This window comes from Ruegeria sp. AB10 (genome assembly GCF_056542745.1).
In genome coordinates, this window is the sequence record NZ_JBQGAI010000005.1 from 214,701 (window position 1) to 240,117 (window position 25,417).

Here is a 25,417-nt window from a genome sequence, read left to right on the forward strand (position 1 = left end):
GACCGGCCCGGAATACCCCGGACCGGCCCTTATTCGGGATCACTCCCGCAGTTTGACAAGGTCGGACATCAGCCCTTCGGTCCCGTTGTGGACCGTCAGCCGTTCGACCTTCCCGGCGATGGTTTCCAGCGCCTCCAGCTCTTTCAGCCGCAGCATCACCGGGTTTTCCGCCATCACCTTCGCGGTGTTCAGCAGGGACCGCGTGGCGTTGGTTTCTTCCCGCCGCCGGATGACGTTGGCCTCGGCCTGTTTCTCGGCGGCGACCACGGCGGTCAGGATCTCCCGCATCTCCCCGGGCAGGATGACGTCTTTCAACGCGATCTCACCCACTTCGATACCGATCCCGGCCATCTGTGTCCGCACCCGATCCGCAGCCTCGGTGTCGACATTGACCTTCTCGGCCAGAAGCCGGTCCAGCGTCATCGCGCCCAAGGTCTTCCGGAACGCCAGTTGCAGCGCCCGGTGCAGGGCCTGGTCAAAGTCCTTGACCGCCCCCACCGCCGTGACCGGATCAACGACCCGGTAGTCGGCGCTGAGGTTGACCCGGATGGTTACCCGGTCCTTGGTCAGGATCTCCTGCCCTGTCACCTCATGGGTCCGTTGCCGCAGGTCGATCTGCTTGACCTCGACGTTCCGGCCGACTTTCCAGAAGGCGTGCGCACCGGGGGCCAGCTGATCCACCAGTACCCCTTCAACCGTCAGCAGCCCGGTATGCCCTTCGGCAACCTCGACCTGCGTCAGGTTCAGCCGCAGCCCGGCCCGAACCAACCGCTGTGCCGTCACTTTGGGCACAGCCATGGTTTCGGTCAGCGCGTGGTGTTCGACCTTCCAAGGCCCCGCAGCTTTCCAGACCAGCGCCCGCGCTTCGGGGTTCAGAACCCGAACGGGCACCCCATCCCGCAGCAGAACCAGAACTTCATCAGGCTCGGCCCGAAACTCGGTCAGATGCCTGGCAGCCAGTTCGGGCCGGTTCTGCATCAGCGCCCGCTCATAGGGCGACACGAAAAAGAGCTTCTCCAGATCGTGCAGCTCGGTCAGCACATCCTTGCGCGGCAGCCGGTGTTTCCCGGCACCCAGGATTGCGTCAAATACCCCGTTGCGCAGGACCAGCATCCGCTGGGTCTCGGTCAGGGTCAGCCGCCGGTGGCCGGTCAGCCGGTCAATCAGATCTTGGAACAGTGTCATATCATTTCTCCTTTTCGTATCGCTCTATCGTCGTCGCAAACGCGAACTCCTTTTCATGTTTTCAGTGGGTTGCACCCCGAACGGGTGACAGGTGTGAAGCCCTCGGATGAGGGCGGGAAAGATCCGGACATCCCCCGCGCCATGCCCCTGCGCGGGAGGGTCAGAGAGAGGGGCGCGGGACCGATGCGCCGCCTGACCCAAAGGCCACGCGGGGCGCCGATCCGGCGGCACCGTCATCCGCCCTCCGGCCCAAGGCCAGAGCAGCGAAAGCCCCTGCCCCGCCGGGCCAAAGCCTGACGTTGCGCGGTGCCGCCCCTGCTGGGGGACACCCGGACCCATATGTTTTGGACCGTTTTCACGGGCCGGCGTGGAAGGCCGGTGCTGACTGAACAGCTTTGTCAAATGGCGGGATTCGAACCCGCAACACATCGATTCGCAGTCGATTACTCTACCATTGAGCTACATTTGGTGCCTTGGAAGGGGTCGAACCTTCGCCTACAGATGGGAAACCTGCCGCTCTATCCAACTGAGCTACAAAGCATACCAATCCCCGGTTTCGGCCCTGGCATACGGTTTCGGCAGCGCCGTCCGCACCGGGAGAGTGATCACCTCTGCCCGCTAGGGTCCGGCCCGTTGTGACCGGTAACGGCGGGTTTAGGCGAAGGGTCTGGATTCGCTCAATAATTTTTTGCGGCCCTAAAATGCACCTGTGGCGGGCACGCAACAAAATTACCCAGCCGCGCAATATTCGAAAAGGCCGCGCGTCAAAAACAAAGCGACGCACCCGTCACAGGCGCGCCGCTCTTGTCAAAAATTTCATATTTTACCGCTTGGTCAATCGGCGGTGCGGCCTTCGGTATCCGACATGTCGAAGTTCAGATATTTGGCCACGGTCTGCACGTCCTTGTCGCCGCGTCCGCACATGTTCATGCAGATCAGGTGATCCTTGGGCAACTCAGGCGCGATCTTCATCACATGGGCCAGCGCATGGCAGGGCTCGAGCGCCGGGATGATGCCTTCGGTTGCGCAGCACAGCTGGAACGCCTCCAGCGCCTCTTTATCGGTGATCGAGACATAGTTCGCGCGGCCAATATCGTTCAGCCAAGAGTGTTCAGGCCCGATGCCCGGATAATCCAGGCCAGCCGAAATCGAATAGCCTTCGAGAATCTGACCGTCGTCATCCTGCAGCAAATACGTGCGATTGCCATGCAGCACACCCGGACGCCCGCCGGTCAGCGAGGCGCAGTGCTCCATCTTTTCGTTGACGCCTTTGCCACCGGCTTCAACGCCGATGATGTTGACGGATTTGTCGTCGAGGAATGGGTAGAACAGGCCCATCGCGTTCGAACCACCACCGATGGCGGCAATGATGGTGTCGGGCAGACGGCCCTCGGCCTTCATCATCTGTTCCTTGGCTTCCTTGCCAATGATCGACTGGAAGTCGCGCACCATTGCCGGGTACGGGTGCGGACCAGCTACAGTACCGATGCAGTAGAAGGTGTCGCGCACGTTGGTGACCCAATCGCGAAGCGCATCGTTCATCGCGTCTTTCAGGGTACCACGGCCCGAGGTCACCGGGATCACTTCGGCCCCCAGCAACCGCATACGGAACACGTTGGGCGCCTGGCGCTGCACGTCATGCGCGCCCATATAGACCACGCATTTCAGGCCGAACTTGGCGCAGACCGTGGCGGTGGCGACGCCGTGCTGGCCCGCTCCGGTTTCGGCAATGATCCGGGTCTTGCCCATGCGGCGTGCCAGAATGATCTGGCCCAGCACGTTGTTGATCTTGTGCGCACCGGTGTGGTTCAACTCATCGCGTTTCAGGTAGATTTTGGCACCGCCCAGATGCTCGGTCAGGCGCTCCGCGTAATACAGCGGCGAGGGGCGGCCCACGTAGTTCGCCCACAGATCGTCCATCTCGGCCCAGAAGGTGGGATCATCCTTGGCCTTCTCGTATTCCTCTTCCAGCGACAGGATCAGAGGCATCAGCGTTTCGCTGACAAACCGCCCGCCGAAGATGCCGAAACGGCCCTGCTCGTCGGGGCCGGACATGAAGGAATTGAAAAGATCGTTGGCCATGGGTGTCTCCATCGTCGTACCCGTCGTTCATAGGAGGTGGCGCGCGGATTTGCCATGGCAAAACGTATCATTTCGCCGCCTGGACGCGCTGTGCCCATACCTGCAACGCCTGATCCCTGCTTGGCACGGCGATGCAAGTGAAGTGGTGGAACTCATTCACCTCGGCCAGATACGCCGCCGCCCGCACCACGCGGCGGTGCGGACCGGAATGGGCGAAGGTCAGCATCGCCTCGGCGTCGTGCCAGACACTCAGCGAAAAATAGAGCCCTTGGTGCGGAAACACGTCTACTTTCAGGCACAGCGGATCACCGCGCGCTTGCAGAATTGCCTGACGGGCGCGCCAGAAAAACTCTGGCCCGTAATACCACCGTTTCAATGAAACTCCGCCAATGGCTGCCAGCATTGCCGCGCCCTCCTCTAACGGAGATACGCAGGCATCGGGCGATCAGATCACCGGCAGGCGTCGATAAAGGCGCGGATCAGAGTCGCATCTTTTACGCCGGGCGCGCTTTCCACGCCCGAAGAGACATCGACCTGCCGCGCGCCGGTCATGCGCATGGCCTCGGCAACGTTTTCCGGCGTCAGCCCACCGGCCAGCATCCACGGACGCCGCCAGTATTTACGCCCGGCCAGCAGACGCCAGTCAAAGGCCAGCCCATTGCCACCCGGCAGTTCGGCGTTGCGCGGTGGCTTGGCGTCGATCAGCAGCTGGTCCGCCACTTCCGAATAGAGGTCGATCGCCGCAAGATCCTCGGCTTCGGCTACACCAATGGCTTTCATCACCGGCAGGCCAAACCGCTGCTGGACCTCGGCCACGCGATCCGGGCTTTCCTTGCCGTGCAGCTGCAACATGTCCAGCGGCACGCTGGCCACGATCCGGTCCAGTTCCTCATCCGAGGCGTTCACGGTTAGGGCGACCTTGGCGACGCCGGCGGGTACCAGATGGGCCAGTTCGGCGGCAGCCTCAATGTCCAGATGCCGCGGCGACTTGGGAAAGAACACGAAACCAACATAGCGCGCGCCAGCCTCGGCAGCCGCGCGCACGTGATCAGGGGCGGTCAGACCGCAGATTTTGACACTTGCATCTTGGGGCATTGGCTTGCCTCAGCTGGCTTCGTCCAGCAGGGCCAGAACTTCGTCCTGACCTTCGTTCTGCTTTTTCTTGAGCTTTTTGACCTCACGCTCAAGCTTGCGCACTTCGTTCTTCTTCACCGACGCATCCCGGCGGTGCTTGTGTTCGCGCAGCCATTCCCACAGGAAACCGATGATCAGGCCCGCAACCACACCGCCCAGCACCACCACGAACAGCGGCAGCGACGTGCTGAAGTTAAAGCCTACAAGTTCGGCGAAGGGTTCCGGCATCAGCGACAGTTGAACCGATTCCCGATTGGCCAGCGAAACGGAAATAAGCACGATCCCGAGGATCGCCAGAAAAGCATATCGAAGGTAACGCATCATGGCTTAGGCTTTACCGTTCAACCGGTCCCTAAGCAACTTGCCAGTTTTGAAAAACGGCACACATTTTTCTTCGACCTGAACGGTCTCGCCGGTGCGGGGGTTGCGACCGACCCGCGCGTCGCGCTGTTTGACCGAAAAAGCGCCGAAACCACGCAGTTCCACGCGGTCACCGCGCGCCATGGCATCCGTCACCTCTTCGAACACAGTATTCACGATCCGCTCGACGTCGCGTTGATACAGATGCGGGTTCTCGTCGGCTATTTTCTGAATCAGTTCTGAACGGATCATGAGCGCTACCCTCCCAGGCGACCGGTTAACCATCTCTATTGTTCTGAACAGTATAGGAAAAAAGTCGGATCGGGGGAATGTAAACTCTGTGTGCAAAGCCTTCATTTTGCTGCTAAACCGCGCGATTTTTCGCTTGTTCGCACAAATTCCACTTCTAAAGCGCGGACGACACCCGGAATAAGCCCGGAAATCGGAACATATTGATTCGCAACAAAAACGGCCCCGCGCGGATACGCGGGGCCGTAAATTCGGCTAAGGCTGAGGCCCTGGCTTAGTCGCCCGATTTCAGCGCTGCACCCAGGATATCGCCCAGCGATGCGCCCGAGTCGGAGGAACCGTACTGTTCCACGGCCTCTTTCTCTTCGGCGATTTCGCGTGCCTTGATCGACAGGCCCAGACGGCGAGTCTTGCTGTCGACATTGGTGACGCGGACGTCGACCTTGTCACCGACCGAGAAACGCTCGGGGCGCTGTTCGGCACGGTCACGCGACAGGTCGGAGCGGCGGATGAAGGACTTCATGCCTTCGTATTCCACTTCGATGCCGCCATCTTCGATCGCGGTCACTTCGACGGTGATGACCGAGCCACGCTTCACGCCGCCCACGGCTTCGGCGAACTTGTCACCGCCCAGGGCTTTGATCGACAGCGAGATACGCTCTTTCTCAACGTCAACTTCCGAAACGACGGCCGAAACCATGTCGCCTTTGCGGTAGTTCTGGATGGCATCCTCGCCACGCTCGTCCCACGACAGGTCCGACAGGTGAACCATGCCGTCGATGTCGCCTTCGAGGCCGATGAACAGACCGAATTCGGTGATGTTCTTGACTTCGCCTTCGACCTGCGTTCCCTCGGGGTGGGTTTCTGCAAACACTTCCCACGGGTTGCGCTGAGTCTGCTTCAGGCCCAGAGACACGCGACGCTTGGCGCCGTCGATTTCCAGAACCATGACGTCGACTTCCTGGCTGGTCGAAACGATCTTGCCGGGGTGGACGTTTTTCTTGGTCCAGGACATCTCGGATACGTGCACCAGACCTTCGACACCGGCTTCCAGCTCGACGAACGCGCCGTAGTCGGTGATGTTGGTGACGCGACCCTGATGGACCGAGCCCAGCGGGTACTTGGCAGCAACCAGATCCCACGGATCTTCCTGCAGCTGCTTCATGCCCAGGCTGATGCGGTGGGTCTCTTTGTTGATCTTGATGACCTGAACCTTGATGGTTTCGCCGATCGTCAGGATCTCGGACGGGTGGTTCACACGGCGCCATGCCATGTCGGTGACGTGCAGCAGGCCGTCAACGCCGCCCAGGTCAACGAATGCACCGTATTCGGTGATGTTCTTGACAACACCCTCGACGGTCTGACCTTCGGACAGGTTGCCGATAACTTCGGCACGCTGTTCGGCACGCGATTCTTCCAGGATTGCGCGGCGCGAAACAACGATATTGCCACGGCGGCGGTCCATTTTCAGAATCTGGAACGGCTGCTTCAGACCCATCAGCGGGCCAGCGTCGCGCACGGGGCGCACATCAACCTGCGAGCCGGGCAGGAACGCAACTGCGCCACCCAGATCGACGGTGAAGCCACCTTTGACGCGGCCAAAGATAGCACCTTCGACGCGCTGGTCGTCGGCATATGCTTTTTCCAGACGGTCCCATGCCTCTTCACGGCGGGCCATCTCGCGCGAGATGACAGCTTCGCCACGGGCGTTTTCTGCGGCGCGCAGGTAGACTTCGACCTCGTCACCAACAGTGATTTCGGGGGCTTCGCCGGGGTTTGCGAATTCTTTCAGATCAACGCGGCCTTCCATTTTGTAGCCGACGTCGATGATGGCCTGGCCGGCTTCGATCGCCAGAACCTTGCCTTTGACAACAGAACCCTCTTCGGGCGTGTCCATTTCGAAGCTTTCATTCAGGAGGGCTTCGAATTCCTCCATGGATGCGTTAGCCATGTGGCGTTGTTTTCCTTTACATACGTTTTTTCTGGCCGAGCGGTTGTCTCCGCCGGTCTTAGTGGATTGGTCAGACGACCTGACATATGCCGCAAAACAAAGAGGGCCGGTTGGTTCCGACCCTGCTCGTCTCATTGTTTTATGGCTCAAATCGCCTTGTCGACCGGCGCTCTATAGCGGGTTCGCCAAGTCGCCGCAAGTCATACCGGGCAAATCACGAAATAACGTGCAAGTCGCCGCGGCCAACGACTTGGGATCAGATCTCCTCGCCCTTTTTCAGCAGTTCATCGATCAGGTCTCGCTGAAGGTTGCGGCTGTCACCGCCGCCGAATTGCTGCGCTCCGCCGGAATAGAGCGAGCCGTAGGTCTTGGCGATGTTCACCGTCTGCGCCAGCCCCGAGATCAGCTGATCCTTTTCCAGCGGTGACAGCGGATGGATGAACGCCGCCCACAGCATCCCGTTGGCGATCGCATAGCGCGCATCCAGGGCGCTGTCGAAATTGGCCTGCATCATGCGATGCATATCCTCTGTGGTCAGGCCTTCGGCGCTGCGGATCGGGACCATCGCGCGCATCCGGTCGGCATTGCTGTCGGTGATGACCAGAACCGGAACGTCCGACACGGTCAGTTGGAACCCCGGCCCGCGCGGCTGCGCCTCGGGGTCGAGTGCAAAGATGATCTTGCCCAGACGTTCGTAGTCCATCGGCGGCTCGGCTTCCTGAGCCGCCAGACTTCCGGCCAGAAAAATCAGGGTTAGGGCTAGTCGGATCATCGCATCTCTCCTGCAGGCTATGCCCCAACCATAGGGACCGACTGACAGGCTGACCAAACAAAGCTTGGTGAAGTGGATTTTCCGTCCGGCCGCAGGTTTGAACGATCTGCAAGGTTTGACGGGCTTCCTGCGATAGCCCGTTCAGAACCGCCCCTCTACCTATGTTTCAGCGGTTGGCCACCCGGCTGATCCAAACCTGAACAGGAAAGGATATTCCAATGAAGTCTCTGGTTCTGACCACCCTCATCGCCGCTCTGCCCTTGGTCGCGGCACCCGCCTTTGCCGCGGATGAGATCAATGTCTCAAACGGTATCTCGGCCGCCGGCGCACCGCTGGCGGCGCATGGCGTCGATCTGGTTGCGCTGGTGAATGACGGCAACCCTGTCGATGGCTTCGCCACCCATTCCGCCACCTTTGACGGCGCGTCCTACTACTTCACCAGCGCCGCAAACCGCGAAGCGTTCGAGGCCAACCCCGCTGCCTATCTGCCGCAGCATGGCGGGTTCTGTTCGTTCGGCGTGTCGGTGGGCAAGAAGTTCGACGGCGACCCGGATCAGTATCTGGTCGCAGATGGCAAGCTGTATCTGTTCCTGAACGCCGAAACCCGTGCGGCCTTCCTGAAGGACGTGGCAGCCACGGCAAAAACCGCTGACGATCAGTGGGCGAATATCAAAAGCATCGCCGTTGGCGAGTTGTAATCCAGCAAGCCCGCGGCATCAGGGTGTCGCGGGTTTTTTCCGTTCGATGAAGGCCACGGCCTGGGTCAGCGCCGCGTCGATGCTCAGATCGGAGGTATCGAGCAGAACAGCATCCCCGGCGGGTTTCATCGGCGCGGTGCTGCGGTCGGCATCCCGCGCATCGCGTTCGCGCACATCGGCCAGCACCTGTTCGCGGGTAACGTCCGAGCCCTTGGCGCTCAGCTCCAGAAAACGCCGCTCGGCCCGGACCTCGGCGCTGGCAGTGACGAACAATTTCACTTCGGCCTCGGGGCAGATCACCGTCCCGATATCGCGCCCATCCAGCACAGCGCCCCCGGCACGGCGGGCAAAGGCACGCTGGAAATCCACCAAGGCCGCGCGGACCTCGGGGATCACGGCCACTTTCGACGCCGCCTGTGCGATTTCGGCCGTGCGCAGATCACCCTGTTCCAGTTCCTCAGCGGTCAAAGCCTGCGCGGCCTCGATCGGGTCGGCGCCGTCCAGCGTCCGACGCCCAACCGCACGGTAGAGCAACCCGGTATCCAGATGCGCGAACCCAAAATGTGCGGCAACACCTTTCGAGATCGTGCCCTTGCCCGCCGCCGCAGGGCCATCAATGGCGACCGTAAAGCTCACGAGCGTTCGACCTTTGCACCCAGGGATGCCATCAGCGGTTCGAAAATCGGGAACGAGGTCGCGATCGGGCCGCCGTCATCCACTGAAACCGGGGTCTTCGCACCCATGCCCATCACCATGAACGACATGGCGATGCGGTGGTCCAGAAAGCTCTCGCACGTGCCGCCGCCGGGGACGTTGCCGATGCCCAGCCCGTCGACCGACCACCATTCCTCGCCCTCTTCCACGGTCACGCCGTTGGCGCGCAGACCCTTGGCCATCGCGTCAATCCGGTCGCTTTCCTTGACACGCAGCTCTTTCACGCCGCCCATCATCGTGGTGCCGGTGGCATTGGCCGCGACCACGGACAGAACCGGATATTCGTCGATCATCGAGGCCGCACGTTCCGGCGGCACGTTGATGCCCTTCATGTTGGGCGAGTATTTCGCGCGCAGATCGGCAACCGGCTCGCCACCTTCTTCGCGTTCGTTTTCATAGGTCAGATCGGCCCCCATCTCGCGTAGCGTGGTGAACAGCCCCGCGCGGGTCGGGTTCAGACCGATGCCGGGCACCAGAACGTCCGAACCGGGGGTGATCAACGCGGCACAAACCGGGAAGGCCGCGCTGGACGGATCGCGCGGCACGGCGATGACCTGCGGTTTCAGCTCGGGGCGACCGGTCAGGGTAATCACCCGGCCCTCATCGGTATCTTCAACGGTGATTTCTGCGCCAAACCCGGCCAGCATCCGCTCCGAATGGTCACGGGTGGCCTCTTTCTCGATCACGACGGTTTTGCCCGGCGCGTTCAGACCGGCCAGCAATACAGCGGATTTCACCTGCGCCGACGGCACTGGAACCTCATAGCGCACCGGAACAGGTTCCGCCGCGCCGACGATGGTCATCGGCAACCGTCCACCTGAACGGCCAACCGATTGCGTACCAAACAGCGCCAGCGGATCGGTCACCCGCGCCATCGGGCGTTTGTTCAGGCTCGCATCGCCAGTAAAGGTCGCGGTAATGGGCGAGGTCGCCATCGCGCCCATGATCAGCCGCACCCCGGTACCCGAGTTGCCGCAATCAATCACTTGATCGGGCTCGGCAAAACCGCCAACGCCGACACCATGCACAGACCATTCACCGCCACCGTGGTCTGTCACCTCGGCCCCAAAAGCGCGCATCGCCTTGGCGGTATCCAGAACGTCTTCGCCCTCAAGCAGGCCCGAAATCTTTGTCTCACCCACCGCCATGGCGCCCAGGATCAGCGACCGGTGCGAGATCGACTTATCCCCGGGCACCTCTGCCGTGCCGGTCAGCGGGCCGCAGGGATGCGAGGTCATCGGGATGGGCGTGCCGTGTCCGAACATGGGGGCTCCTGTTTTCGCTATCAGTGCCCAAGCCGATTAGCGAATTGGAGACGGTTGGTCCAGCGGCAATGCGACCGCCAGCGCAAGCCAGGTTTGGGTGATCAGGGGTTTCCGGGTTACAATCGCCGAATTCAGGACGAGTTTGTTTTTTGTTTCTCATTAATCACTGTCCGAGGATTGCCCCATGTCACAATTTCAATCCATGCTCTCAAGTGGCACAGAAAAGTACTTTCAGCCCAAGGACCCACTAAAGACTGACAGCGTTTTGCAGATGCGCCTGGCCTTTCTGGTCGGCCTTGTTGCCTTCGGCCTGCCGATCATTCTCGCCGCTGGCGCAGTGTTTGGCGGCAGCTGTTTCCGCGACAGCATCAGCCATTTTTACTATGCCCAGTTTCTTGGCGCCATTTTTGTCGGGCTATTGGTTTTTATCGGCGGTTTTCTCATCGCCTATACCGGAGATCATTGGCTTGAAGATCTTGGGTCCTTCATTGCCGGAATAGGCGCCTGTTTTGTTGCGGTTTTCCCAACAAGCGGGTCTGGCTGCGAAGAGCCCGTCAGCTTCAAGTCAAGAATCTTTGCCGATGTGAACCAATCGCCGCCACCGGTGCTGTCTGACCCCCAGCCGGACGCGTTCTTCACCCTGTTTTCAAGCGCTCCGCATTTACATGCCTGGGCCGCGGGCATCCTGTTTGCCTATCTGGGCCTTTATTGCCTATTCGTTTTACGCCGCGTGGTTCCTGAACGTCATATAAGAGACGGCCAATTGATCCGGTCGAAAAGACTACGCAACACACTGTATTCGTTGTGCGGCGTCACAATCCTGTTGTGCGTTCTAATTCTGGGTATCGTCGCCTTTTCCGGTGAAGGCGCTCAGGCGGGGTGGAAATCCCATAATCTGACGTTTTTTGTAGAAACAATCGCGCTTTGGGCATTCGGGCTGGCCTGGTTCGCCAAAGGCCGCGCCTTTCCCAGCCTGCGCGATTCCACGCCGTAGGGGTCAGGTTTTGCGGAACGTCAGGTAATGCGGTGTGCGGCCTTCGCGCAGGGCCTTCTGCTCATACCGGGTGGAAATCCAGTCCTCCCACGGCTCGCGCCAGTCCGCAGGGCGCTCGGCCAGCCATTCGAACCCTGCGCGCGGAACTTCCTCCAGCGTCTGGCGGACATAGTCGGGAATGTCGGTGGCCACGCGAAAGATTGACCCCGGTTTCAATACGCGCGCCAGCGGTTCCAGATGTTCCGGCGTCACGAAACGACGGCGATGGTGCCGCGTTTTCGGCCACGGGTCGGGGTACAGCAGGAAGGCGCGCGAAATGCTGGCCTCGGGCAACACGTCGAACAGATCGCGCGCATCGCCGGGGTGCACAGCAAGGTTTTCGACTCCAGCCTGGCGGATTTTGCCCAACAGCATGGCGACGCCGTTGATATAGGGCTCGGCCCCGATGATGCCGATATCAGGGTTGCTGGCGGCCTGATGCACCAGATGCTCGCCGCCGCCAAATCCGACCTCAAGCCAGACATCCTTGCCGCCGAACAGCGCCTTAAGGTCCAGCGGATCGCGGTTGGGGTTGGTCTCCCAATCCACCGCGCCGGGCGACAGAGCGTCAAGATCTTCGTTCAGATACGTCTTCTGACTGGGCTTGAGGGTCTTGCCCTTAAAGCGGCCATAGAAGTTTCTGCGGGGGCGTTGTGGTGTCTGGGTGCTCATGGCGGTGCCCATACTGCGCGGGCCGCACCGTTGCAACCCCGGCGCCGAATCGAAAAGCGCGCCGGAAACCGGCGCGCTTTGTTTGGTTTTGGATCAGACTGCGGCTTTCAGCGCGTCTACCAGGTCAGTGCGTTCCCAGCTGAAACCGCCATCCGCGTCGGGCTCGCGCCCGAAGTGGCCATAAGCGGCCGTGCGCTGGTAGATGGGCTTGTTCATCTGCAAGTGCTCACGAATGCCACGCGGAGTCAGGTCCATTACCTGACCGACGGCGGTTTCGATCAGAGCGTCGGCAATCTGGCCGGTGCCGTGCGTGTCGGCATAGATCGACAGAGGCTTGGATACACCAATCGCATAGCTGAGCTGGATGGTGCAGCGTTCCGCCATGCCCGCAGCAACGACGTTCTTGGCCAGATAGCGCGCAGCATAAGCGGCCGAGCGGTCCACCTTGGTCGGGTCTTTGCCCGAGAACGCACCGCCACCATGCGGTGCGGCACCGCCATAGGTGTCCACGATGATCTTGCGCCCGGTCAGACCTGCGTCACCGTCCGGGCCGCCAATCACGAATTTGCCGGTTGGGTTCACGTGCCACTCGGTTTCCGCGGACAGCCAGCCTTCGGGCAGGGTCTCGGTGATATAGGGCTCGACGATGGCACGGATGTCATCCGAACTCAGCGACTCGTCCAGGTGCTGGGTCGACAGCACGATCGAGCTGACGCCAACCGGCTTGCCGTCGCGGTAAACCACCGACAGCTGAGATTTCGCGTCCGGGCCCAGCGCAGGCTCGGTGCCGTTTTTGCGCACTTCGGCCAGACGACGCAGAATCGCGTGCGAATACTGGATCGGTGCTGGCATCAGCGCGGGAGTTTCGGTGGTGGCGTAACCGAACATGATGCCCTGGTCGCCAGCACCCTCGTCCTTGCCGTCGGACGCGTCCACACCCTGCGCGATATGGGCGGACTGTTCGTGCAGCAGGTTCGTCACCTCGACGGTTTCGTGGTGGAACTTATCCTGCTCATAGCCGATATCCTTGATACAGGCGCGCGCGATCTCGTCGATACGGCCCATATAGTCGTGCAGCTTTTCCTGATCAGACAGGCCTACTTCGCCACCGATTACCACACGGTCGGTCGTGGCAAAGGTTTCGCACGCCACGCGTGCTTCGGGTTCTTCGTTCAGAAATGCGTCAAGGACGGCATCGGAAATCCGGTCGCAAACCTTATCCGGGTGCCCTTCGGATACAGACTCCGAAGTAAAAGTGTAGTTCTGTCGGGACATGAAAGTGCTCCATTAAGATTTCCCCATCACGCCAGGAAGCCGTTGTGACGGGCAAGCGAGGGCATACGCCCACAACTTCACAGGGTCAATCGGTATTTAAGCGAGTTCCCGCCGGACGTTGCGCCAAAGCAGCGCGAACAAAACCGCCAGCAAGACAAAGACCGGAAAATCACCGATCCGGGCATAGACGGTCGGTGCCAGCGGCACCGGTAATTTTGCATCCAAATAGCCCGCCTGCCCCAATGCCAGCGCGTTCGTGATGCGCCCCAGTGGATCGATCACCGCGGATACTCCGGTATTGGCTGAACGCATCATCGGCAGCCCCTGCTCGATGGCACGCATCTGCGCCTGAGCCAGATGCTGATAGGGGCCGGACCGGGTACCGAACCAGGCATCATTGGTGATTTGCAACAGGAAATCCGCGCGACCGGGAGCGGACAGGACATCCTGCGTGAACACGGCCTCGTAACAAATCAGCGGCAGCGCCTTGCCCAGCTTTCCCGCGTCCATCAGCGCAGCACCGGGTCCCGAGCTGAAGCCATGACCGGCAGTGGTCGCCATCCCGTGAATGCCGAACCGTGCCATCAGGTTTCCAAACGGCACGTATTCCCCGAACGGAGCAAGGTGGTGCTTGTCATACAGGCCCTGCTGCTGACCCTGCTCGTCCAGATAGATCATCGAGTTATAGATTTGCGGGCCGTCACCCCGTTGAATGCCCAGAAACACCGGCACTGACTGCGCTGCATCTGTGACCGCATCCAAATACGGCTGCGCACTGCCCAGCCATGCGGGTATCGACGTTTCCGGCCAGACGATCAGGTCAGGCCGGGGCTGCGCTGCGGTAAATTCGATCTGCCGTGCAAAGAACAACGGCGCATAGTCCGGGTCCCATTTCTGATGCTGTGGGGCGTTGGGCTGGATCAGGCGCACGGTGCGGTCGGTCTCGGTGACAGTCGGACGGGTGGCCGCATAGACCAACACCAGACAAGCCGTGCCAACCGTCAAGCCCAAGGGCAGCGCGAACCCGCCGCGTTGTGCCAGCGCCGCACCCAGGGGCAAGGTTGCCAACGAGGTCAAAGCCCCCAGACCATACGGCCCGAACAAGGACAGAAGCTGCGCCACGTGCGTATCGACCCAAACCTGCGCCAGCCCCGCCCAGGGAAAACCCGTCAGAACGTAACCCCGGGCGAATTCCGCAAGAGACACGGCCACGGCAAGGAAAACCGCCTGTTTGACAGCGCCTCCACCCGGTCGCCTTGCGGCCCAAAAGGCCAGCGCCCAGAACAGGGCCAGCCCGCCTGCCATGAAAATCAGCGCGAAGGGCGCCATCCAGGCGTGGCGCTCGGCGTCCACGAAAAACGGCTCGATGATCCAGCTGAGCCCGTGGGCGAAGTATCCGGTGGCAAAGGCCCAGCCCAACCACGCGGCCCGACCCCGTGTTTCAGTCGACAGATAAAGAAGGGCAAGCAGCAGCAACCCAACCAGCGTTGCCGCCCATATGCCAAAAGGTGCAAGACCAAAGGCCGCCAGCGCGCCCAGCAGGGCCGACAGCACGAACCTCAGCCAAAACGGCCAGCCCCGCGATGGGGTCATGCAGTAAGATCCGGCAACATGACACGCAGTCGCTTGATCCGGCGCGGATCTGCGTCGATCACCTCGAATTCCGGGCCTTCGGGATGCAGAACAACCTCACCCCGCGCAGGTACGCGGCCGGACAGCATGAAAACCAGACCGCCCAGAGTATCGATCTCTTCCTCGTCCACGTCCTCGTGACTGGTCAGCGAGCGTCCGATCTCGGCCTCGAACTCTTCCAGAGGGACACGCGCCTGAACGATGTAACATCCGGGCTTTTCCTGCACCCACAGCTGATCTTCATCCGCGTCGTGTTCATCGGCGATTTCACCCACGACCTGTTCGATCAGGTCCTCGATGGTCAGCAAACCGTCAACACCGCCATATTCGTCGATCACCAGCGCCATGTGACGGCGTTCCGTCTGCATCTTGGTCAGCAGCACACCGATTGGCATCGAGGGGGGCACGAACAGCAAGGTTCGCAGCATCGAGACCAGATCGAACTCGTTGCCGCCACCGTTGAACCCGTGGGTCAGGGCGAAATCCTTGAGGTGGACGAAGCCCAAAGGCGTGTCCAGCGTGCCCTCATAGACCGGTATCCGGGACAACCCGCTGTCGCGGAACACCTGCGCCAGTTCATCTTTGGTGATGGTGGACGGGACCGAGATGATCTCGGCCGTCGGAATGGCCACGTCCTCGACCCGCATCCGCCGCAGGTTGATCATACCGCGCGGCTGCACCCTATCGGTCTCGTGCCCGTTGGCTACGTGAACCTCATCCTCGTCCTGTGGTGAGAACGCGTCCACTATGCGAGAAAAAAACCCGGCTTTCTCTTTGACATTGTCACCGCCGTTCTTCGGTTGCGCGCCCTGCGCCGCCATAGAACTGCCGTCTGTATCGCCCATGATCCCGTTCCAAATAATCGACCCTGAAGGCCCGTCTACGCATTATATGGGTCATCAAGACCCAGTTTGCCAAGTATATCGACCTCAACCGCTTCCATCAAATCCGCGTCAGCGTCGTGGATGTGATCGTATCCCAGCAAATGTAAAGTTCCGTGAATGATCAGATGTGTGACGTGATCATCCATGGGCTTTCCCGCCTCAGCCGCCTCACGCGCGCAGGTGTCGTAGGAGATCGCAATATCCCCCAGCGCGATTTCGCCGGTGAAGTCCGGTTCGGGCGGCAGCGGTGGCTGACCCGGTTGGCTTGGCGCCAACTCCTCGGCGGGCCAGCTGAGCACATTGGTCGGAGTGGGTTTTTCCCGGAACTCCGCGTTCAGCTCGGCGATCCGGGGGTCGTCACAGGCCAGCACGCTGATTTCGCACAGATCAGCGTCCAGATCGCAATGATCCAGAACCGCCTGTATGGCCCGCACGGCCAATGGCTCCAGCCCCTGCCAGCGCCCGTCTTCAATCGTCAGTTCCAGGTTCATGCTATCCTGTCCAAAGCCTGCGGCCCCGGACGATTACCCCGTCTCGCGGCCTGCGTCGGCCTCATACGCCTCGATAATGGCGGCGACAAGCGGGTGACGCACCACGTCTTTCGAGGTGAAGTAGTTGAAGCTGATATTCGGGATCGTCTTAAGCAAACGTTCCGCATCTTGCAGCCCCGACTGGACCCCGCGCGGCAGGTCCACCTGCGAGCGGTCGCCGGTAATCACCATGCGGCTGCCCTCACCCAGACGGGTCAGGAACATCTTCATCTGCATGGTCGTGGCGTTCTGTGCCTCATCCAGCACCACGAACGCGTTGGCAAGCGTCCGCCCGCGCATGAAGGCCAGCGGGGCAATTTCGATTCGCTTTTCCTCGATCAGCTTGGCCAGTTGCTTGCCGGGCAGGAAGTCGTTCAGCGCGTCATAGAGCGGCTGCATGTAAGGATCGACCTTGTCCTTCATGTCACCCGGCAGATAGCCCAGCTTTTCACCCGCTTCGACCGCAGGTCGGCTGAGGATGATGCGATCCACATGCCCTCCAATAAACATCGACACGCCGACGGCCACCGCCAGATAGGTCTTGCCGGTACCTGCGGGACCGATTCCAAAGGCCAGTTCGTTGTTGAACAGCGACTGGACATAGGCCTTTTGCGCGTCGGTGCGCGGCTCGACCAGTTTTTTGCGGGTTTTGATCTCAACCGTGCCGCCCTTGAACATCTCAAGCTGGTCACCGTCTCGGCTGCCGGTTCCTGTCTCGGAACCGCCCATCCGAAGCTCGCGATCCACATCAGCGGCCTCGACATCGCGGCCGCCTTCGAGACGGGTGTAGAGCGCCTGCAGCACCTCGATGGCCTGTTTCTGCGAATCCTCGTCGCCCATGACAACCAACTGGTTGCCGCGCCGGACAATCTGGACGGACAGCTTTTGTTCGATTTCGGTCAGGTTGCGGTCATACTCGCCGCACAAATCAATCAACAACCGATTGTCAGGGAATTCAACAAACGCCTCGCGCTGGGGCATGTCATCTTGCGGTGGGGTAAGGGCACCGATGGCCAATCCGTTCTCCTGTCTTGGCGTTTCACCCTGAGCGTAGACAACAATTCTCGGTGGGCGCAAGCCACAGTTTCAAATTTTCCGAAACGGATGGCAAAACCGCCGAACAATGCCGCAAACGATACCACCCCCAACAGGGGTCAAAACGTATAGTTCAACCCAAATCTCAGACCGCGGTAGCGCGGTGTGGATTTCGTCGAGAACCCATTGCTGAACTCGACCCGGCGCGAGTCGAACTGCACATATTCGTACTCACCCGTGATCGACCAGTTTTCGCTCAGGCTGTGTTCGGCACCGATACTGGCCGAAAACCCGCTGCGGGAGTCGCTGTCTTCAAAAGATTGCGTCGTGGCCCCGGACGTCAGGCTGCTGCCGGTCGTGACATCCCCCTGCACGTATCCGACCGTAACAAAGTACAAAACCGTGCCGCTTTTGTTGGTCAGACCGTTGCGAAAGCGAACCGACAAGATGTCCGAGACCTCGGAGGAACCGGTGATTGCGGTGCTGCCAACATTCGTCATGACGTCGTCGTCGAGCGTGCCAAAATCATACCCAAGTTCGAACCCGTAGACATAATCGCGCCCGCCGACGGCGGGCAGAACACCGCGCCAGCCGCCTCGAACACCACCGTAGCTGCCTTTCAGATCCAATTCTCCGATCCCGAAGGTGCCGCCCGGGGTCGTCAGACCGAATCGGTCCGTGCCGCTTGTTGCGTAACCGCCGTTCAGGCCCAGATAAAAGGCGCTAACATCGCTGCCGAAACGTTTCGGGCTGGCAACCGGAGGGTCAGTCACACCCTGTTCCAAATTGCCCGCAACAGTTGCGCTGGAAAGAAGCGAAAGCACCAGCGCCGACGAAAAAACAACCCGGCGGCCTGGCCCAAAGAAACGTGTTCGAATTTCCACTCGTAACCTCCATCGTCCCAACCCGTTAACCGGACCGGCACAGAACTGGATTCTCAGGAGCGCGGCGCGCTATACCCTGAAAAAATCTGGCCTTTCTCGGAACATAGTTCTTGGTCGTGAATCAAGGGTTAAATTTTGAAACAAGTGCCAACTATGGTTTTCTGACAGCACCGGCCCTACAGGTCAGATCAATGTCCCCGCCAGCGAGTTTGCCCCCGAACCGGTGATCCGAACGTCTCTGAGCTCACCGATGGCGACGTCGGCCTCGGACACGTGAACCGAATGCAGATACTCGGATTTTCCGACCATTTGTCCGGGCAGGCGACCGGATTTTTCGAACAGAACACTGACTTTGCGGCCAACCATCGCGTCCTGGATTTCCCGCTGATGCTGGGTGATCAAGGCCTGCAGGCGTTGCAAACGGTCATCCGCTGCCTGCGGATCGACCTGAGGCCGCTCGGCCGCGGGCGTTCCGGGACGGGTCGAGTATTTGAAGGAATAGGCATAGCCGTATTTGACCTCTTCCACCAAATCCAGCGTGGCCTGGAAATCTTCGTCGGTTTCCTCGGGGAAGCCGACGATGAAGTCACCCGACATCATGATATCGGGCCGCGCCGCGCGGATACGCTCGACCAGACGCAAATAGCTTTCCGCCGTATGGCTGCGGTTCATCCGCTTCAAAATCCGGTCCGAGCCCGACTGCACCGGCAGGTGCAGATACGGCATCAGCTTTTCGCAGGTCCCGTGCGCCTCGATCAGGTCATCCGCCATGTCATTGGGATGCGAGGTGGTAAAGCGGATGCGCTCCAGCCCGTCGACCTTGTTCAACTCCCAGATCAGACCGGCCAGCGTCATGTCGCCGTTCGCTCCGGCGCCATGATAGGCGTTGACGTTCTGCCCCAGCAGAGTGATCTCGCGCACGCCGCGTTCGACCAGATCATGGGCTTCGCGGATAATGCGATCCGCCGGACGGCTGACCTCGGCCCCACGGGTATAGGGCACCACGCAGAAGGCGCAGAACTTGTCGCAGCCCTCCTGTACGGTCAAAAACGCCGTCGGACCGCGCTTGGCTTTGGGGCGGTTTTTCAGCTTTTCGAACTTGTCTTCCTCGGGGAAATCCGTGTCCAGCGCCTTGGCACCGGTGCGGGTCTTCTCCTCCATCTCGGGCAGACGGTGATAGCTTTGCGGCCCCACCACCAGATCGACCAGAGGCTGGCGGCGCATGATCTCTTCGCCCTCGGCCTGCGCCACGCATCCCGCCACACCAATTTTCAGATCGGGCTTTTCGGCCTTCAGCCCCTTGAACCGGCCCAGTTCGGAATAGACCTTTTCGGCGGCCTTTTCCCGGATGTGGCAGGTATTCAGCAGAATCATATCCGCGTCGTCGGGGCTTTGGGTTTCGACATAGCCCTGCCCGCCCAGCGTCTCGGACATGCGTTCGCTGTCATAGACGTTCATCTGGCAACCATAGGTTTTGATGTACAGCTTTTTGGGTTCTGACATGGATATGGCCTTTGCATTCGCGGGATCGGCGTCATCTATACCTTACGAACGCCGCTTGCAATGCCGGGGCGGATACCCGATTTTGACCGAAGATTCCAGCAAAGTGGAACCGAACAGGCAATGCAATACGACTCACTCGACGTTTTCCTGAACGCAGGCAAATCGGCGCTGACCAAGGGTCCCGTCGCCATGATCTTTGCCGAGGACATGGTCGAGATCGACAGCACCATCCGGCATCATCTGCATCTGGGTTTCAAATCCGTGATCGCCTTCATGCCGCAGGATTTTGCGCTGGACCCCGAGCTGTCAGAACGCATTCACCGCGTCACCCTGACCTGCGTGCCCAGCGCAATTGTCTTCGACACTATCAACAGAATCATACAGGCCGCCCCCGGCATCTGGATGTATTACTGCTATAATGCCGAATACCTGTTCTTTCCGTTTTGCGAGACACGCACGGTGGGCGAGTTGCTGGCCTTTCACGCCGAAGAACGCCGCGACGCGATGCTGAGCCACGTGGTAGACCTTTATGCCGACGACCTGGACGCCTTTCCGAACGGAGTCGCCCCGGACCGCGCGATGATGGACAGCACCGGCTATTACGCCCACACCCGCCATGACGCCGAAGGCCACCCGGTCGAACGGCAATTGGACATGTCGGGCGGCCTGCGCTGGCGGTTCGAGGATCACATTCCATACGAACGCCGCCGCATCGACCGGATCGCCTTGTTCAAATCCCGCAAGGGTCTGGAGCTGCGTCCCGACCACACCTTCAACGAGCCGGAATACAACACCTATTCCTGCCCATGGCATCACAACATGACGGCCGCCGTGTGTTCATTCCGCGCCGCCAAGGCGTTGAAAAGCAACGCCGGGTCGACCTTCGACATCCCGAGCTTTTGCTGGCGTAACTCGGTTCCGTTCCAGTGGACGTCCGGTCAATTGCTCGATCTGGGGCTGATCGAATCGGGTCAGTGGTTCTGAGCCATCAGGACTTTGCCAGAGATTTCTCAAGAAGCGGAGGAAAAGGTATGTCTCAGGTTTACTCGAAAGACCTTCTAAAGCTCACTTACCATGGCATCGAAGCCCAGATTGGTCTGGATGAGACTGTTACAGTAAATCTACGTAATCTGTTGAAAGTCCATGCGACCCTACAGGAGCTAAACCAGTTCTTTCACCAGAAGGATCACTACGAAAGCTTGGATGACATCAAGGAGTATTTGGGCACCTATCAAAGCCACGGCGCCCTTCGCCTCATCAATGAAGCTCGCGGGCCGCTCCTATCAATGGTTTTCTCTGATCGCGTAAACAAAATGTTTGATGACGGCGCATTCGAAGCACCCGAACGGCCGTACTATTTTGAACCTCGCGACAAAACCGAAGCCTGACGGCAAACATTACTCAACGCCGTAACAGCACCGGGAACCAATCTTCGCGCAGGCGTTGGCCGGGGGTCATGTCATGACCCGGAAACGGCGGTGAGGTCCGGCCCGGACGTTCCACATACCGCGCGTCATCCCCAACCAGACGCAGCGAGAACGCCCTGCGGCGGCTGTCAGAATGGTTACCGCGCGCGCCATGCAACGTGCGGTAGTTGAAGGCTACCGCGTCACCCGGTTCCATCGCGAATTCCACAACCGTCATGCCCTCGGCATCCGGGTCCGGGACGGGGATGTACTGGCCTTCGTCGGGGAAGTACCCTTCTTCCGAGACCCAGCGGGTCGGCAGAACCTCTTTCTCCCACCGGTGCGAGCCCGCCACGCAGCGCAGCGTTGCCTGTTTCACCGGATCCAGCGGCGACCAGAAGCTGATCGTCTGCTGTCCTTCGACAAAGTAATACGGCCCGTCCTGATGCCACGGCGTCGCCATCGAGGTACCGGGCTCTTTTACCAGAACGTGGTCGTGGAACATTTGAACGGTCTGAGATTGCATCAGATCAGCCGCGACTTCAGCCGCCGGAGAGCTCTCGATCACCTCGCGGAACTGATCAATTCGCGACCAGTTGCAGTAATCGTCAAAGAACAGGCCGGTTTCACCCTGTTTCTTGTTGTCCGACGCATAAGGCCCCGGCTCGGCCATATTGGCAGCAACACCTTCGCGCAGGGTCTCGACGTGGTCGGCAAACAGCCCCTTGATCAGGACAACGCCGTCCTGCTGATAAGTGTCGATCATCTCTTGCGTGACCAGAGGGTGCGTCATGTCTGTCTCCGTGCCGTGGGGTTGGGCGATCTGCACATGGGAATGCCCTCTGTTCAAGTCATATCTTTCAAAGATACACTTAACCTCATGTTATATATCTCACTGCGCCAATACGAATATGTCTGCGCCATTGGACGGCACGGCAGCCTGTCCGCTGCCGCGCAGCACCTGAATGTCTCGCAACCGGCGCTGTCCAACGCCCTGACCCGGGTCGAGGAACAATTGGGCTATCCCCTGTTCGCCCGTCGGCGCGGAGCGGCGATGGCTTTGACCCCGCAAGGGCGCGGCTTCATTGAAGAGGCCGAGGCGCTGCTGGCCAGAGCCGCCCGTCTGGAAAACGCTGCCGAAAGCAGCACGGGCAAGGCGCGGCTGCGGCTGGGGTGTTTCGTTGATCTGGCCCCGTTTCTGCTGGCCCGTGCCCTGCGGCAGTTGCGCGCCGAGATGCCGGATGTGGCGGTGTCTTACAGGGTCGACAGTTTCGAGGGTTTGATTTCCGGCCTGATCGACGGGCGGATCGACCTGGCGTTGACCTATGGGCTCAGCATGGACGCGACATTTACCCGGCATACTTTGTTCGCCAGCTCTCCGCGTGCGCTTTTGTCGCCGGATCACCCCTTGGCCACAAACAGTCAGGTTTCCTTGCAGGACCTGGCCGCACATCCGCTGATCCTGTCCGAGGAAGGTCTGTCCGCGCAGCATATATTGGGGCTGTTTCGACGGATCGGAGAAAGCCCGGCGGTGGCCCATCGCGCGGCCTCGCTGGAGATTCAGCGCAGCCTTGCAGCGCATGGTGAAGGGGTTGCGATCAGCTATGCCAATCCGCCAACCGAAATCAGTTATGACGGGATGGCCCTGCTCAGCCTGCCCGTATCGGACCCTTTCGCGGCAGGGCCTGTAGTGCTGGCACGGCATGGCACAGGCCCCACCGACGCGCAGATTGCGACCGCCGAGCGCGCCTTGTCCGATCTGAAACCGTAGATTTATTTTTTTCGCAGGCGGATCACGACATCGACCGAGGCGATTTCAACCCCTTCGGGCGCTTCGGGCAGACGCTGAATCACCAACTGATCCGAGGGCGCATCGCTCAGTCGGCTTTCATCTTCCCAGTAGAAATGCGGGTGATCATGGGTATTGGTGTCGAAATAGCTTTTCGACCCATCCACCGTGATTTCCTGCAGAACACCGGCCTCGCAAAAGGCGCGCAGCGTGTTGTAGACCGTTGCAAGCGAGACGGCATCGCCGTTTTTTTTCGCCGATTCAAACAGGCTTTCCGCCGTGACATGACGGTGACGGCCATCGCCCACCAGCAGTTCGGCCAACGCCAAACGCTGTCGCGTCGGGCGCAATCCTGCGTCGACCAACCAATTCGTGGCTCTGCTCTGGCTTTGAGGTGTCATGAATCCGAAACCCGTTTGTTGCTGCCCTATATATAAGTGCTCAGGTCAGGTTATTTCAAATGAAATTCATTCGCAAAGAATGTCCTGAACACAACATGATGTGGGCGACCGCTCTTGCAGGACCTTGCATACGGGTGCTAGGTGAGGCCAGATTAGTTAAACGGACCCCTGGCAGGAGAGGCGGCAGAATGGCCCAATTCCCGAGCAGCTTTGACAAGGACGATCTGCTGAAATGCGCCCGAGGCGAATTATTCGGCCCCGGTAATGCGCAGTTGCCTGCTCCGCCGATGCTGATGATGGATCGGATCACCGATATCTCGGCCGATGGCGGAGCGCATGGAAAAGGTCATATTCTGGCCGAGTTTGATATCACCCCGGACCTGTGGTTCTTTGACTGCCACTTCCCCGGCAACCCGATCATGCCTGGCTGTCTGGGACTGGACGGCCTGTGGCAGCTGACCGGGTTCAACCTGGGCTGGCGCGGCTGGCAGGGGCGCGGCATGGCCGTTGGCGTGGGTGAGGTCAAGCTGACCGGCATGGTGCGCCCGGACCGCAAGATGCTGACTTATAAAATCGATTTCAAAAAGGCGATTCAGACCCGCCGCCTGACCATGGGTGTGGCGGATGGTATCGTCGAAGCCGACGGCGAAATGATTTACGACGTCAAAGACATGAAAGTCGTTCTGTCCGAAGCCTAAGCCGGACCGGCCTGAAATAAGGAGCACGCACATGCGTCGAGTAGTTGTCACCGGTTTGGGGGTTGTGTCCTCCATCGGGAACAATGCCGAAGAGGTTCTGGCCTCGCTGAAGGCCGGCAAATCCGGCATCGTGGCCAATGAACAGATGGTCGAACACGGCTTTCGCAGCCAGATCGCCGGATCGCTGAAGATTGACGTGGCCGAGCATGTGGACAAGCGCACCCTGCGCTTCATGGGGCCGGGTGCCGCCTATGCCCATATTGCCATGAGCCAGGCGATCGCCGATTCCGGTCTGACCGAAGATCAGGTTCAGAACCCGCGCACGGGCTTGGTCGCCGGTTCGGGCGGCCCGTCGACCAGCGCCATGCTGACGGCGCATCAGACGGTGCTGAAAACCGGAGCCACCAAGCGGATCGGACCGTTCGCAGTTCCGAAATGCATGTGCTCGACGATTTCCGCGAACCTTGCGACGGCGTTCAAGATCAAGGGCATCAACTACTCGATCACCTCGGCCTGTTCGACCTCGCTGCACTGCATCGGCAATGCGGCGGAACAGATCATGATGGGCAAGCAGGACATCATGTTCGCCGGCGGCGGCGAAGAACTGGACTGGACCCTGTCCTGCCTGTTCGACGCGATGGGCGCGATGTCTTCCAAGTACAACGACGCCCCCGAGAAAGCCTCGCGCGCGTTTGACGAAGACCGCGACGGATTCGTGATCTCGGGCGGTGGCGGCATCGTCGTGCTCGAGGATCTGGAGCACGCGCTGGCCCGCGGCGCCAAGATCTATGCCGAAGTCACCGGTTTCGCCGCCACCTCGGACGGCCATGACATGGTGGCCCCGTCAGGCGAAGGCGGCGAGCGCGCGATGCGTCTGGCGCTGGCGACCCTGCCCGAAGGCCGCAAGGTCGATTATATCAACGCCCACGGCACCTCGACCCCGGTCGGAGACGTGGGTGAGGTCGAAGCCGTCCGCCGCATCTTTGGCGAGGGCAAGGTACCGCCGATTTCCTCGACCAAGTCGATGACCGGCCACGCGCAGGGCGCCGCCGGTGCGTTGGAGGCAATCTTCTGCCTTTTGATGCTGGACAATGACTTTATTACTCCGTCGATCAACGTCGACACACTTGCCGAAGGCATCCAGCCCGGTGAAATTGCAACTCAAGTGGTTGAAAACGCAGGTTTGGACTCTGTGATGACCAACAGCTTCGGCTTTGGCGGCACAAACGGGTCCATGGTTCTGTCAAAGTATAACGGGTGAATAT

General features: G+C 60.2%; 27 protein-coding genes, 2 tRNA genes and 1 riboswitch. Of the genes, 7 read left to right on the top strand and 22 right to left on the bottom strand.

Annotation, left to right across the window (positions count from 1 at the left end; translation table 11 throughout):
* Window positions 1–39: 39 nt before the first annotated feature.
* From ACR0NT_RS12425 to ACR0NT_RS12470, 10 genes are all read right to left on the bottom strand, one after another.
* Window positions 40–1,185, bottom strand: a complete 1,146-nt coding sequence (locus ACR0NT_RS12425) for a slipin family protein (RefSeq protein WP_170672356.1) — start codon at window positions 1,183–1,185, stop codon at window positions 40–42.
* Between the two features lie 397 nt (window positions 1,186–1,582).
* Window positions 1,583–1,654: transfer RNA gene (locus tag ACR0NT_RS12430), tRNA-Arg, on the bottom strand.
* Window positions 1,654–1,726 (bottom strand) — tRNA-Gly (locus ACR0NT_RS12435). The genes ACR0NT_RS12430 and ACR0NT_RS12435 overlap by 1 nt, the downstream gene beginning before the upstream one ends.
* A 293-nt stretch (window positions 1,727–2,019) precedes the next feature.
* Window positions 2,020–3,267, bottom strand: a complete 1,248-nt coding sequence (gene trpB, locus ACR0NT_RS12440) for a tryptophan synthase subunit beta (RefSeq protein WP_170445570.1) — start codon at window positions 3,265–3,267, stop codon at window positions 2,020–2,022.
* A 67-nt stretch (window positions 3,268–3,334) separates the two neighbouring features.
* Window positions 3,335–3,670 carry a hypothetical protein gene (locus ACR0NT_RS12445; RefSeq protein ID WP_170445574.1) on the bottom strand — a complete coding sequence of 112 codons (336 nt, stop codon included), beginning with the start codon at window positions 3,668–3,670 and terminating at the stop codon, window positions 3,335–3,337.
* A 47-nt stretch (window positions 3,671–3,717) separates the two neighbouring features.
* A complete protein-coding gene (locus ACR0NT_RS12450) occupies window positions 3,718–4,362 on the bottom strand; it encodes a phosphoribosylanthranilate isomerase (RefSeq protein ID WP_170672358.1) in 645 nt (214 codons plus the stop codon).
* Window positions 4,363–4,371: 9 nt separating this feature from the next.
* The gene (locus ACR0NT_RS12455) at window positions 4,372–4,722 is read right to left on the bottom strand and encodes a lipopolysaccharide assembly protein LapA domain-containing protein (RefSeq protein WP_170327045.1); all 351 of its coding nucleotides are present in this window, start codon (window positions 4,720–4,722) and stop codon (window positions 4,372–4,374) included.
* A 6-nt stretch (window positions 4,723–4,728) separates the two neighbouring features.
* Window positions 4,729–5,013 (bottom strand): integration host factor subunit beta, encoded by a 285-nt coding sequence (ihfB, locus tag ACR0NT_RS12460; protein WP_037310872.1) that lies wholly within the window; start codon window positions 5,011–5,013, stop codon window positions 4,729–4,731.
* 271 nt (window positions 5,014–5,284) lie between these two features.
* Window positions 5,285–6,961 carry a 30S ribosomal protein S1 gene (rpsA, locus tag ACR0NT_RS12465; RefSeq protein WP_170445578.1) on the bottom strand — a complete coding sequence of 559 codons (1,677 nt, stop codon included), beginning with the start codon at window positions 6,959–6,961 and terminating at the stop codon, window positions 5,285–5,287.
* Between the two features lie 256 nt (window positions 6,962–7,217).
* Complete coding sequence (locus ACR0NT_RS12470; protein WP_170445581.1) at window positions 7,218–7,733, bottom strand: hypothetical protein; 516 nt, start codon at window positions 7,731–7,733, stop codon at window positions 7,218–7,220.
* Between the two features lie 218 nt (window positions 7,734–7,951).
* Here ACR0NT_RS12470 and ACR0NT_RS12475 point away from each other — a divergent pair, with 218 nt between their 5' ends.
* Window positions 7,952–8,431 (top strand): YHS domain-containing (seleno)protein, encoded by a 480-nt coding sequence (locus tag ACR0NT_RS12475; protein WP_170672359.1) that lies wholly within the window; start codon window positions 7,952–7,954, stop codon window positions 8,429–8,431.
* Between the two features lie 18 nt (window positions 8,432–8,449).
* On the opposite strand, the gene cmk is transcribed toward ACR0NT_RS12475, so the two are convergent.
* Both cmk and aroA read right to left on the bottom strand, forming a co-directional pair.
* Window positions 8,450–9,067 carry a (d)CMP kinase gene (gene cmk / locus ACR0NT_RS12480; protein WP_170672361.1) on the bottom strand — a complete coding sequence of 206 codons (618 nt, stop codon included), beginning with the start codon at window positions 9,065–9,067 and terminating at the stop codon, window positions 8,450–8,452.
* Window positions 9,064–10,410, bottom strand: a complete 1,347-nt coding sequence (gene aroA, locus ACR0NT_RS12485) for a 3-phosphoshikimate 1-carboxyvinyltransferase (RefSeq protein WP_170672363.1) — start codon at window positions 10,408–10,410, stop codon at window positions 9,064–9,066. Before aroA ends, cmk begins: the two co-directional genes overlap by 4 nt.
* Window positions 10,411–10,594: 184 nt before the next feature.
* Between aroA and ACR0NT_RS12490 the strand changes: the two genes are divergently transcribed.
* Entirely contained in the window at window positions 10,595–11,404 is an 810-nt protein-coding gene (locus ACR0NT_RS12490; protein WP_170672365.1) for a hypothetical protein, read from the top strand.
* 3 nt (window positions 11,405–11,407) lie between these two features.
* On the opposite strand, the gene trmB is transcribed toward ACR0NT_RS12490, so the two are convergent.
* The 8 genes from trmB to miaB all read right to left on the bottom strand — a co-directional run bounded on the left by trmB (window position 11,408) and on the right by miaB (window position 19,858).
* Window positions 11,408–12,115: a tRNA (guanine(46)-N(7))-methyltransferase TrmB gene (trmB, locus tag ACR0NT_RS12495; RefSeq protein ID WP_170445596.1), complete on the bottom strand. Its 708-nt coding sequence runs from the start codon at window positions 12,113–12,115 to the stop codon at window positions 11,408–11,410.
* Window positions 12,116–12,208: 93 nt separating this feature from the next.
* Window positions 12,209–13,390, bottom strand: a complete 1,182-nt coding sequence (gene metK, locus ACR0NT_RS12500) for a methionine adenosyltransferase (RefSeq protein WP_170672367.1) — start codon at window positions 13,388–13,390, stop codon at window positions 12,209–12,211.
* A gap of 5 nt (window positions 13,391–13,395) precedes the next feature.
* A riboswitch (SAM-SAH riboswitch) is annotated at window positions 13,396–13,444 on the bottom strand.
* A gap of 42 nt (window positions 13,445–13,486) precedes the next feature.
* Complete coding sequence (gene lnt, locus ACR0NT_RS12505) at window positions 13,487–14,983, bottom strand: apolipoprotein N-acyltransferase (RefSeq protein ID WP_170672369.1); 1,497 nt, start codon at window positions 14,981–14,983, stop codon at window positions 13,487–13,489.
* Complete coding sequence (locus ACR0NT_RS12510; protein WP_170445606.1) at window positions 14,980–15,867, bottom strand: hemolysin family protein; 888 nt, start codon at window positions 15,865–15,867, stop codon at window positions 14,980–14,982. Before ACR0NT_RS12510 ends, lnt begins: the two co-directional genes overlap by 4 nt.
* Before the next feature lie 35 nt (window positions 15,868–15,902).
* On the bottom strand, window positions 15,903–16,397 hold the full coding sequence (gene ybeY, locus ACR0NT_RS12515; protein WP_170445609.1) for an rRNA maturation RNase YbeY: 495 nt from the start codon (window positions 16,395–16,397) through the stop codon (window positions 15,903–15,905).
* A gap of 33 nt (window positions 16,398–16,430) precedes the next feature.
* Window positions 16,431–17,453, bottom strand: coding sequence for a PhoH family protein (locus tag ACR0NT_RS12520; protein ID WP_170326980.1), 1,023 nt, complete (start codon window positions 17,451–17,453; stop codon window positions 16,431–16,433).
* A 137-nt stretch (window positions 17,454–17,590) separates the two neighbouring features.
* A complete protein-coding gene (locus ACR0NT_RS12525) occupies window positions 17,591–18,355 on the bottom strand; it encodes an outer membrane protein (RefSeq protein ID WP_480443158.1) in 765 nt (254 codons plus the stop codon).
* A 183-nt stretch (window positions 18,356–18,538) separates the two neighbouring features.
* Window positions 18,539–19,858, bottom strand: a complete 1,320-nt coding sequence (gene miaB, locus ACR0NT_RS12530) for a tRNA (N6-isopentenyl adenosine(37)-C2)-methylthiotransferase MiaB (protein WP_170672371.1) — start codon at window positions 19,856–19,858, stop codon at window positions 18,539–18,541.
* A gap of 120 nt (window positions 19,859–19,978) precedes the next feature.
* On the opposite strand from miaB, the gene ACR0NT_RS12535 reads away from it, so the two are divergent.
* Both ACR0NT_RS12535 and ACR0NT_RS12540 read left to right on the top strand, forming a co-directional pair.
* Window positions 19,979–20,842: a hypothetical protein gene (locus ACR0NT_RS12535; protein WP_170672373.1), complete on the top strand. Its 864-nt coding sequence runs from the start codon at window positions 19,979–19,981 to the stop codon at window positions 20,840–20,842.
* 47 nt (window positions 20,843–20,889) lie between these two features.
* On the top strand, window positions 20,890–21,246 hold the full coding sequence (locus ACR0NT_RS12540) for a hypothetical protein (RefSeq protein WP_170445626.1): 357 nt from the start codon (window positions 20,890–20,892) through the stop codon (window positions 21,244–21,246).
* A 13-nt stretch (window positions 21,247–21,259) separates the two neighbouring features.
* Here ACR0NT_RS12540 and ACR0NT_RS12545 read toward each other — a convergent pair whose 3' ends face one another.
* Entirely contained in the window at window positions 21,260–22,057 is a 798-nt protein-coding gene (locus ACR0NT_RS12545; RefSeq protein ID WP_170672375.1) for a phytanoyl-CoA dioxygenase family protein, read from the bottom strand.
* A gap of 87 nt (window positions 22,058–22,144) precedes the next feature.
* On the opposite strand from ACR0NT_RS12545, the gene ACR0NT_RS12550 reads away from it, so the two are divergent.
* The gene (locus ACR0NT_RS12550; protein WP_480443161.1) at window positions 22,145–23,035 is read left to right on the top strand and encodes a LysR family transcriptional regulator; all 891 of its coding nucleotides are present in this window, start codon (window positions 22,145–22,147) and stop codon (window positions 23,033–23,035) included.
* A 2-nt stretch (window positions 23,036–23,037) separates the two neighbouring features.
* Here the strand turns inward: ACR0NT_RS12550 and irrA are convergent, their stop codons facing one another.
* The gene (irrA, locus tag ACR0NT_RS12555) at window positions 23,038–23,454 is read right to left on the bottom strand and encodes an iron response transcriptional regulator IrrA (RefSeq protein ID WP_170672380.1); all 417 of its coding nucleotides are present in this window, start codon (window positions 23,452–23,454) and stop codon (window positions 23,038–23,040) included.
* Between the two features lie 188 nt (window positions 23,455–23,642).
* Between irrA and fabA the strand changes: the two genes are divergently transcribed.
* Entirely contained in the window at window positions 23,643–24,152 is a 510-nt protein-coding gene (fabA, locus tag ACR0NT_RS12560; RefSeq protein ID WP_058279458.1) for a bifunctional 3-hydroxydecanoyl-ACP dehydratase/trans-2-decenoyl-ACP isomerase, read from the top strand.
* Window positions 24,153–24,183: 31 nt separating this feature from the next.
* Window positions 24,184–25,413, top strand: coding sequence for a beta-ketoacyl-ACP synthase I (fabB, locus tag ACR0NT_RS12565; RefSeq protein WP_170445638.1), 1,230 nt, complete (start codon window positions 24,184–24,186; stop codon window positions 25,411–25,413).
* Window positions 25,414–25,417: the final 4 nt, after the last annotated feature.

Bases quoted from the DNA above. Each gene is read 5' to 3' on its own strand.
- ACR0NT_RS12540 (WP_170445626.1), top strand. From the start codon at position 20,890: ATGTCTCAGGTTTACTCGAAAGACCTTCTAAAGCTCACTTACCATGGC.
- ACR0NT_RS12425 (WP_170672356.1), bottom strand. From the start codon at position 1,185: ATGACACTGTTCCAAGATCTGATTGACCGGCTGACCGGCCACCGGCGG.
- ACR0NT_RS12450 (WP_170672358.1), bottom strand. From the start codon at position 4,362: ATGCCCCAAGATGCAAGTGTCAAAATCTGCGGTCTGACCGCCCCTGAT.
- ACR0NT_RS12535 (WP_170672373.1), top strand. From the start codon at position 19,979: ATGCAATACGACTCACTCGACGTTTTCCTGAACGCAGGCAAATCGGCG.
- fabB (WP_170445638.1), top strand. From the start codon at position 24,184: ATGCGTCGAGTAGTTGTCACCGGTTTGGGGGTTGTGTCCTCCATCGGG.
- trmB (WP_170445596.1), bottom strand. From the start codon at position 12,115: ATGAGCACCCAGACACCACAACGCCCCCGCAGAAACTTCTATGGCCGC.
- ACR0NT_RS12545 (WP_170672375.1), bottom strand. From the start codon at position 22,057: ATGACGCACCCTCTGGTCACGCAAGAGATGATCGACACTTATCAGCAG.
- fabA (WP_058279458.1), top strand. From the start codon at position 23,643: ATGGCCCAATTCCCGAGCAGCTTTGACAAGGACGATCTGCTGAAATGC.
- ACR0NT_RS12550 (WP_480443161.1), top strand. From the start codon at position 22,145: ATGTTATATATCTCACTGCGCCAATACGAATATGTCTGCGCCATTGGA.
- trpB (WP_170445570.1), bottom strand. From the start codon at position 3,267: ATGGCCAACGATCTTTTCAATTCCTTCATGTCCGGCCCCGACGAGCAG.
- ihfB (WP_037310872.1), bottom strand. From the start codon at position 5,013: ATGATCCGTTCAGAACTGATTCAGAAAATAGCCGACGAGAACCCGCAT.
- miaB (WP_170672371.1), bottom strand. From the start codon at position 19,858: ATGTCAGAACCCAAAAAGCTGTACATCAAAACCTATGGTTGCCAGATG.
- irrA (WP_170672380.1), bottom strand. From the start codon at position 23,454: ATGACACCTCAAAGCCAGAGCAGAGCCACGAATTGGTTGGTCGACGCA.
- ACR0NT_RS12445 (WP_170445574.1), bottom strand. From the start codon at position 3,670: ATGCTGGCAGCCATTGGCGGAGTTTCATTGAAACGGTGGTATTACGGG.
- aroA (WP_170672363.1), bottom strand. From the start codon at position 10,410: ATGTTCGGACACGGCACGCCCATCCCGATGACCTCGCATCCCTGCGGC.
- lnt (WP_170672369.1), bottom strand. From the start codon at position 14,983: ATGACCCCATCGCGGGGCTGGCCGTTTTGGCTGAGGTTCGTGCTGTCG.
- ACR0NT_RS12475 (WP_170672359.1), top strand. From the start codon at position 7,952: ATGAAGTCTCTGGTTCTGACCACCCTCATCGCCGCTCTGCCCTTGGTC.
- rpsA (WP_170445578.1), bottom strand. From the start codon at position 6,961: ATGGCTAACGCATCCATGGAGGAATTCGAAGCCCTCCTGAATGAAAGC.
- ACR0NT_RS12455 (WP_170327045.1), bottom strand. From the start codon at position 4,722: ATGCGTTACCTTCGATATGCTTTTCTGGCGATCCTCGGGATCGTGCTT.
- metK (WP_170672367.1), bottom strand. From the start codon at position 13,390: ATGTCCCGACAGAACTACACTTTTACTTCGGAGTCTGTATCCGAAGGG.
- ybeY (WP_170445609.1), bottom strand. From the start codon at position 16,397: ATGAACCTGGAACTGACGATTGAAGACGGGCGCTGGCAGGGGCTGGAG.
- ACR0NT_RS12510 (WP_170445606.1), bottom strand. From the start codon at position 15,867: ATGGGCGATACAGACGGCAGTTCTATGGCGGCGCAGGGCGCGCAACCG.
- ACR0NT_RS12470 (WP_170445581.1), bottom strand. From the start codon at position 7,733: ATGATCCGACTAGCCCTAACCCTGATTTTTCTGGCCGGAAGTCTGGCG.
- ACR0NT_RS12490 (WP_170672365.1), top strand. From the start codon at position 10,595: ATGTCACAATTTCAATCCATGCTCTCAAGTGGCACAGAAAAGTACTTT.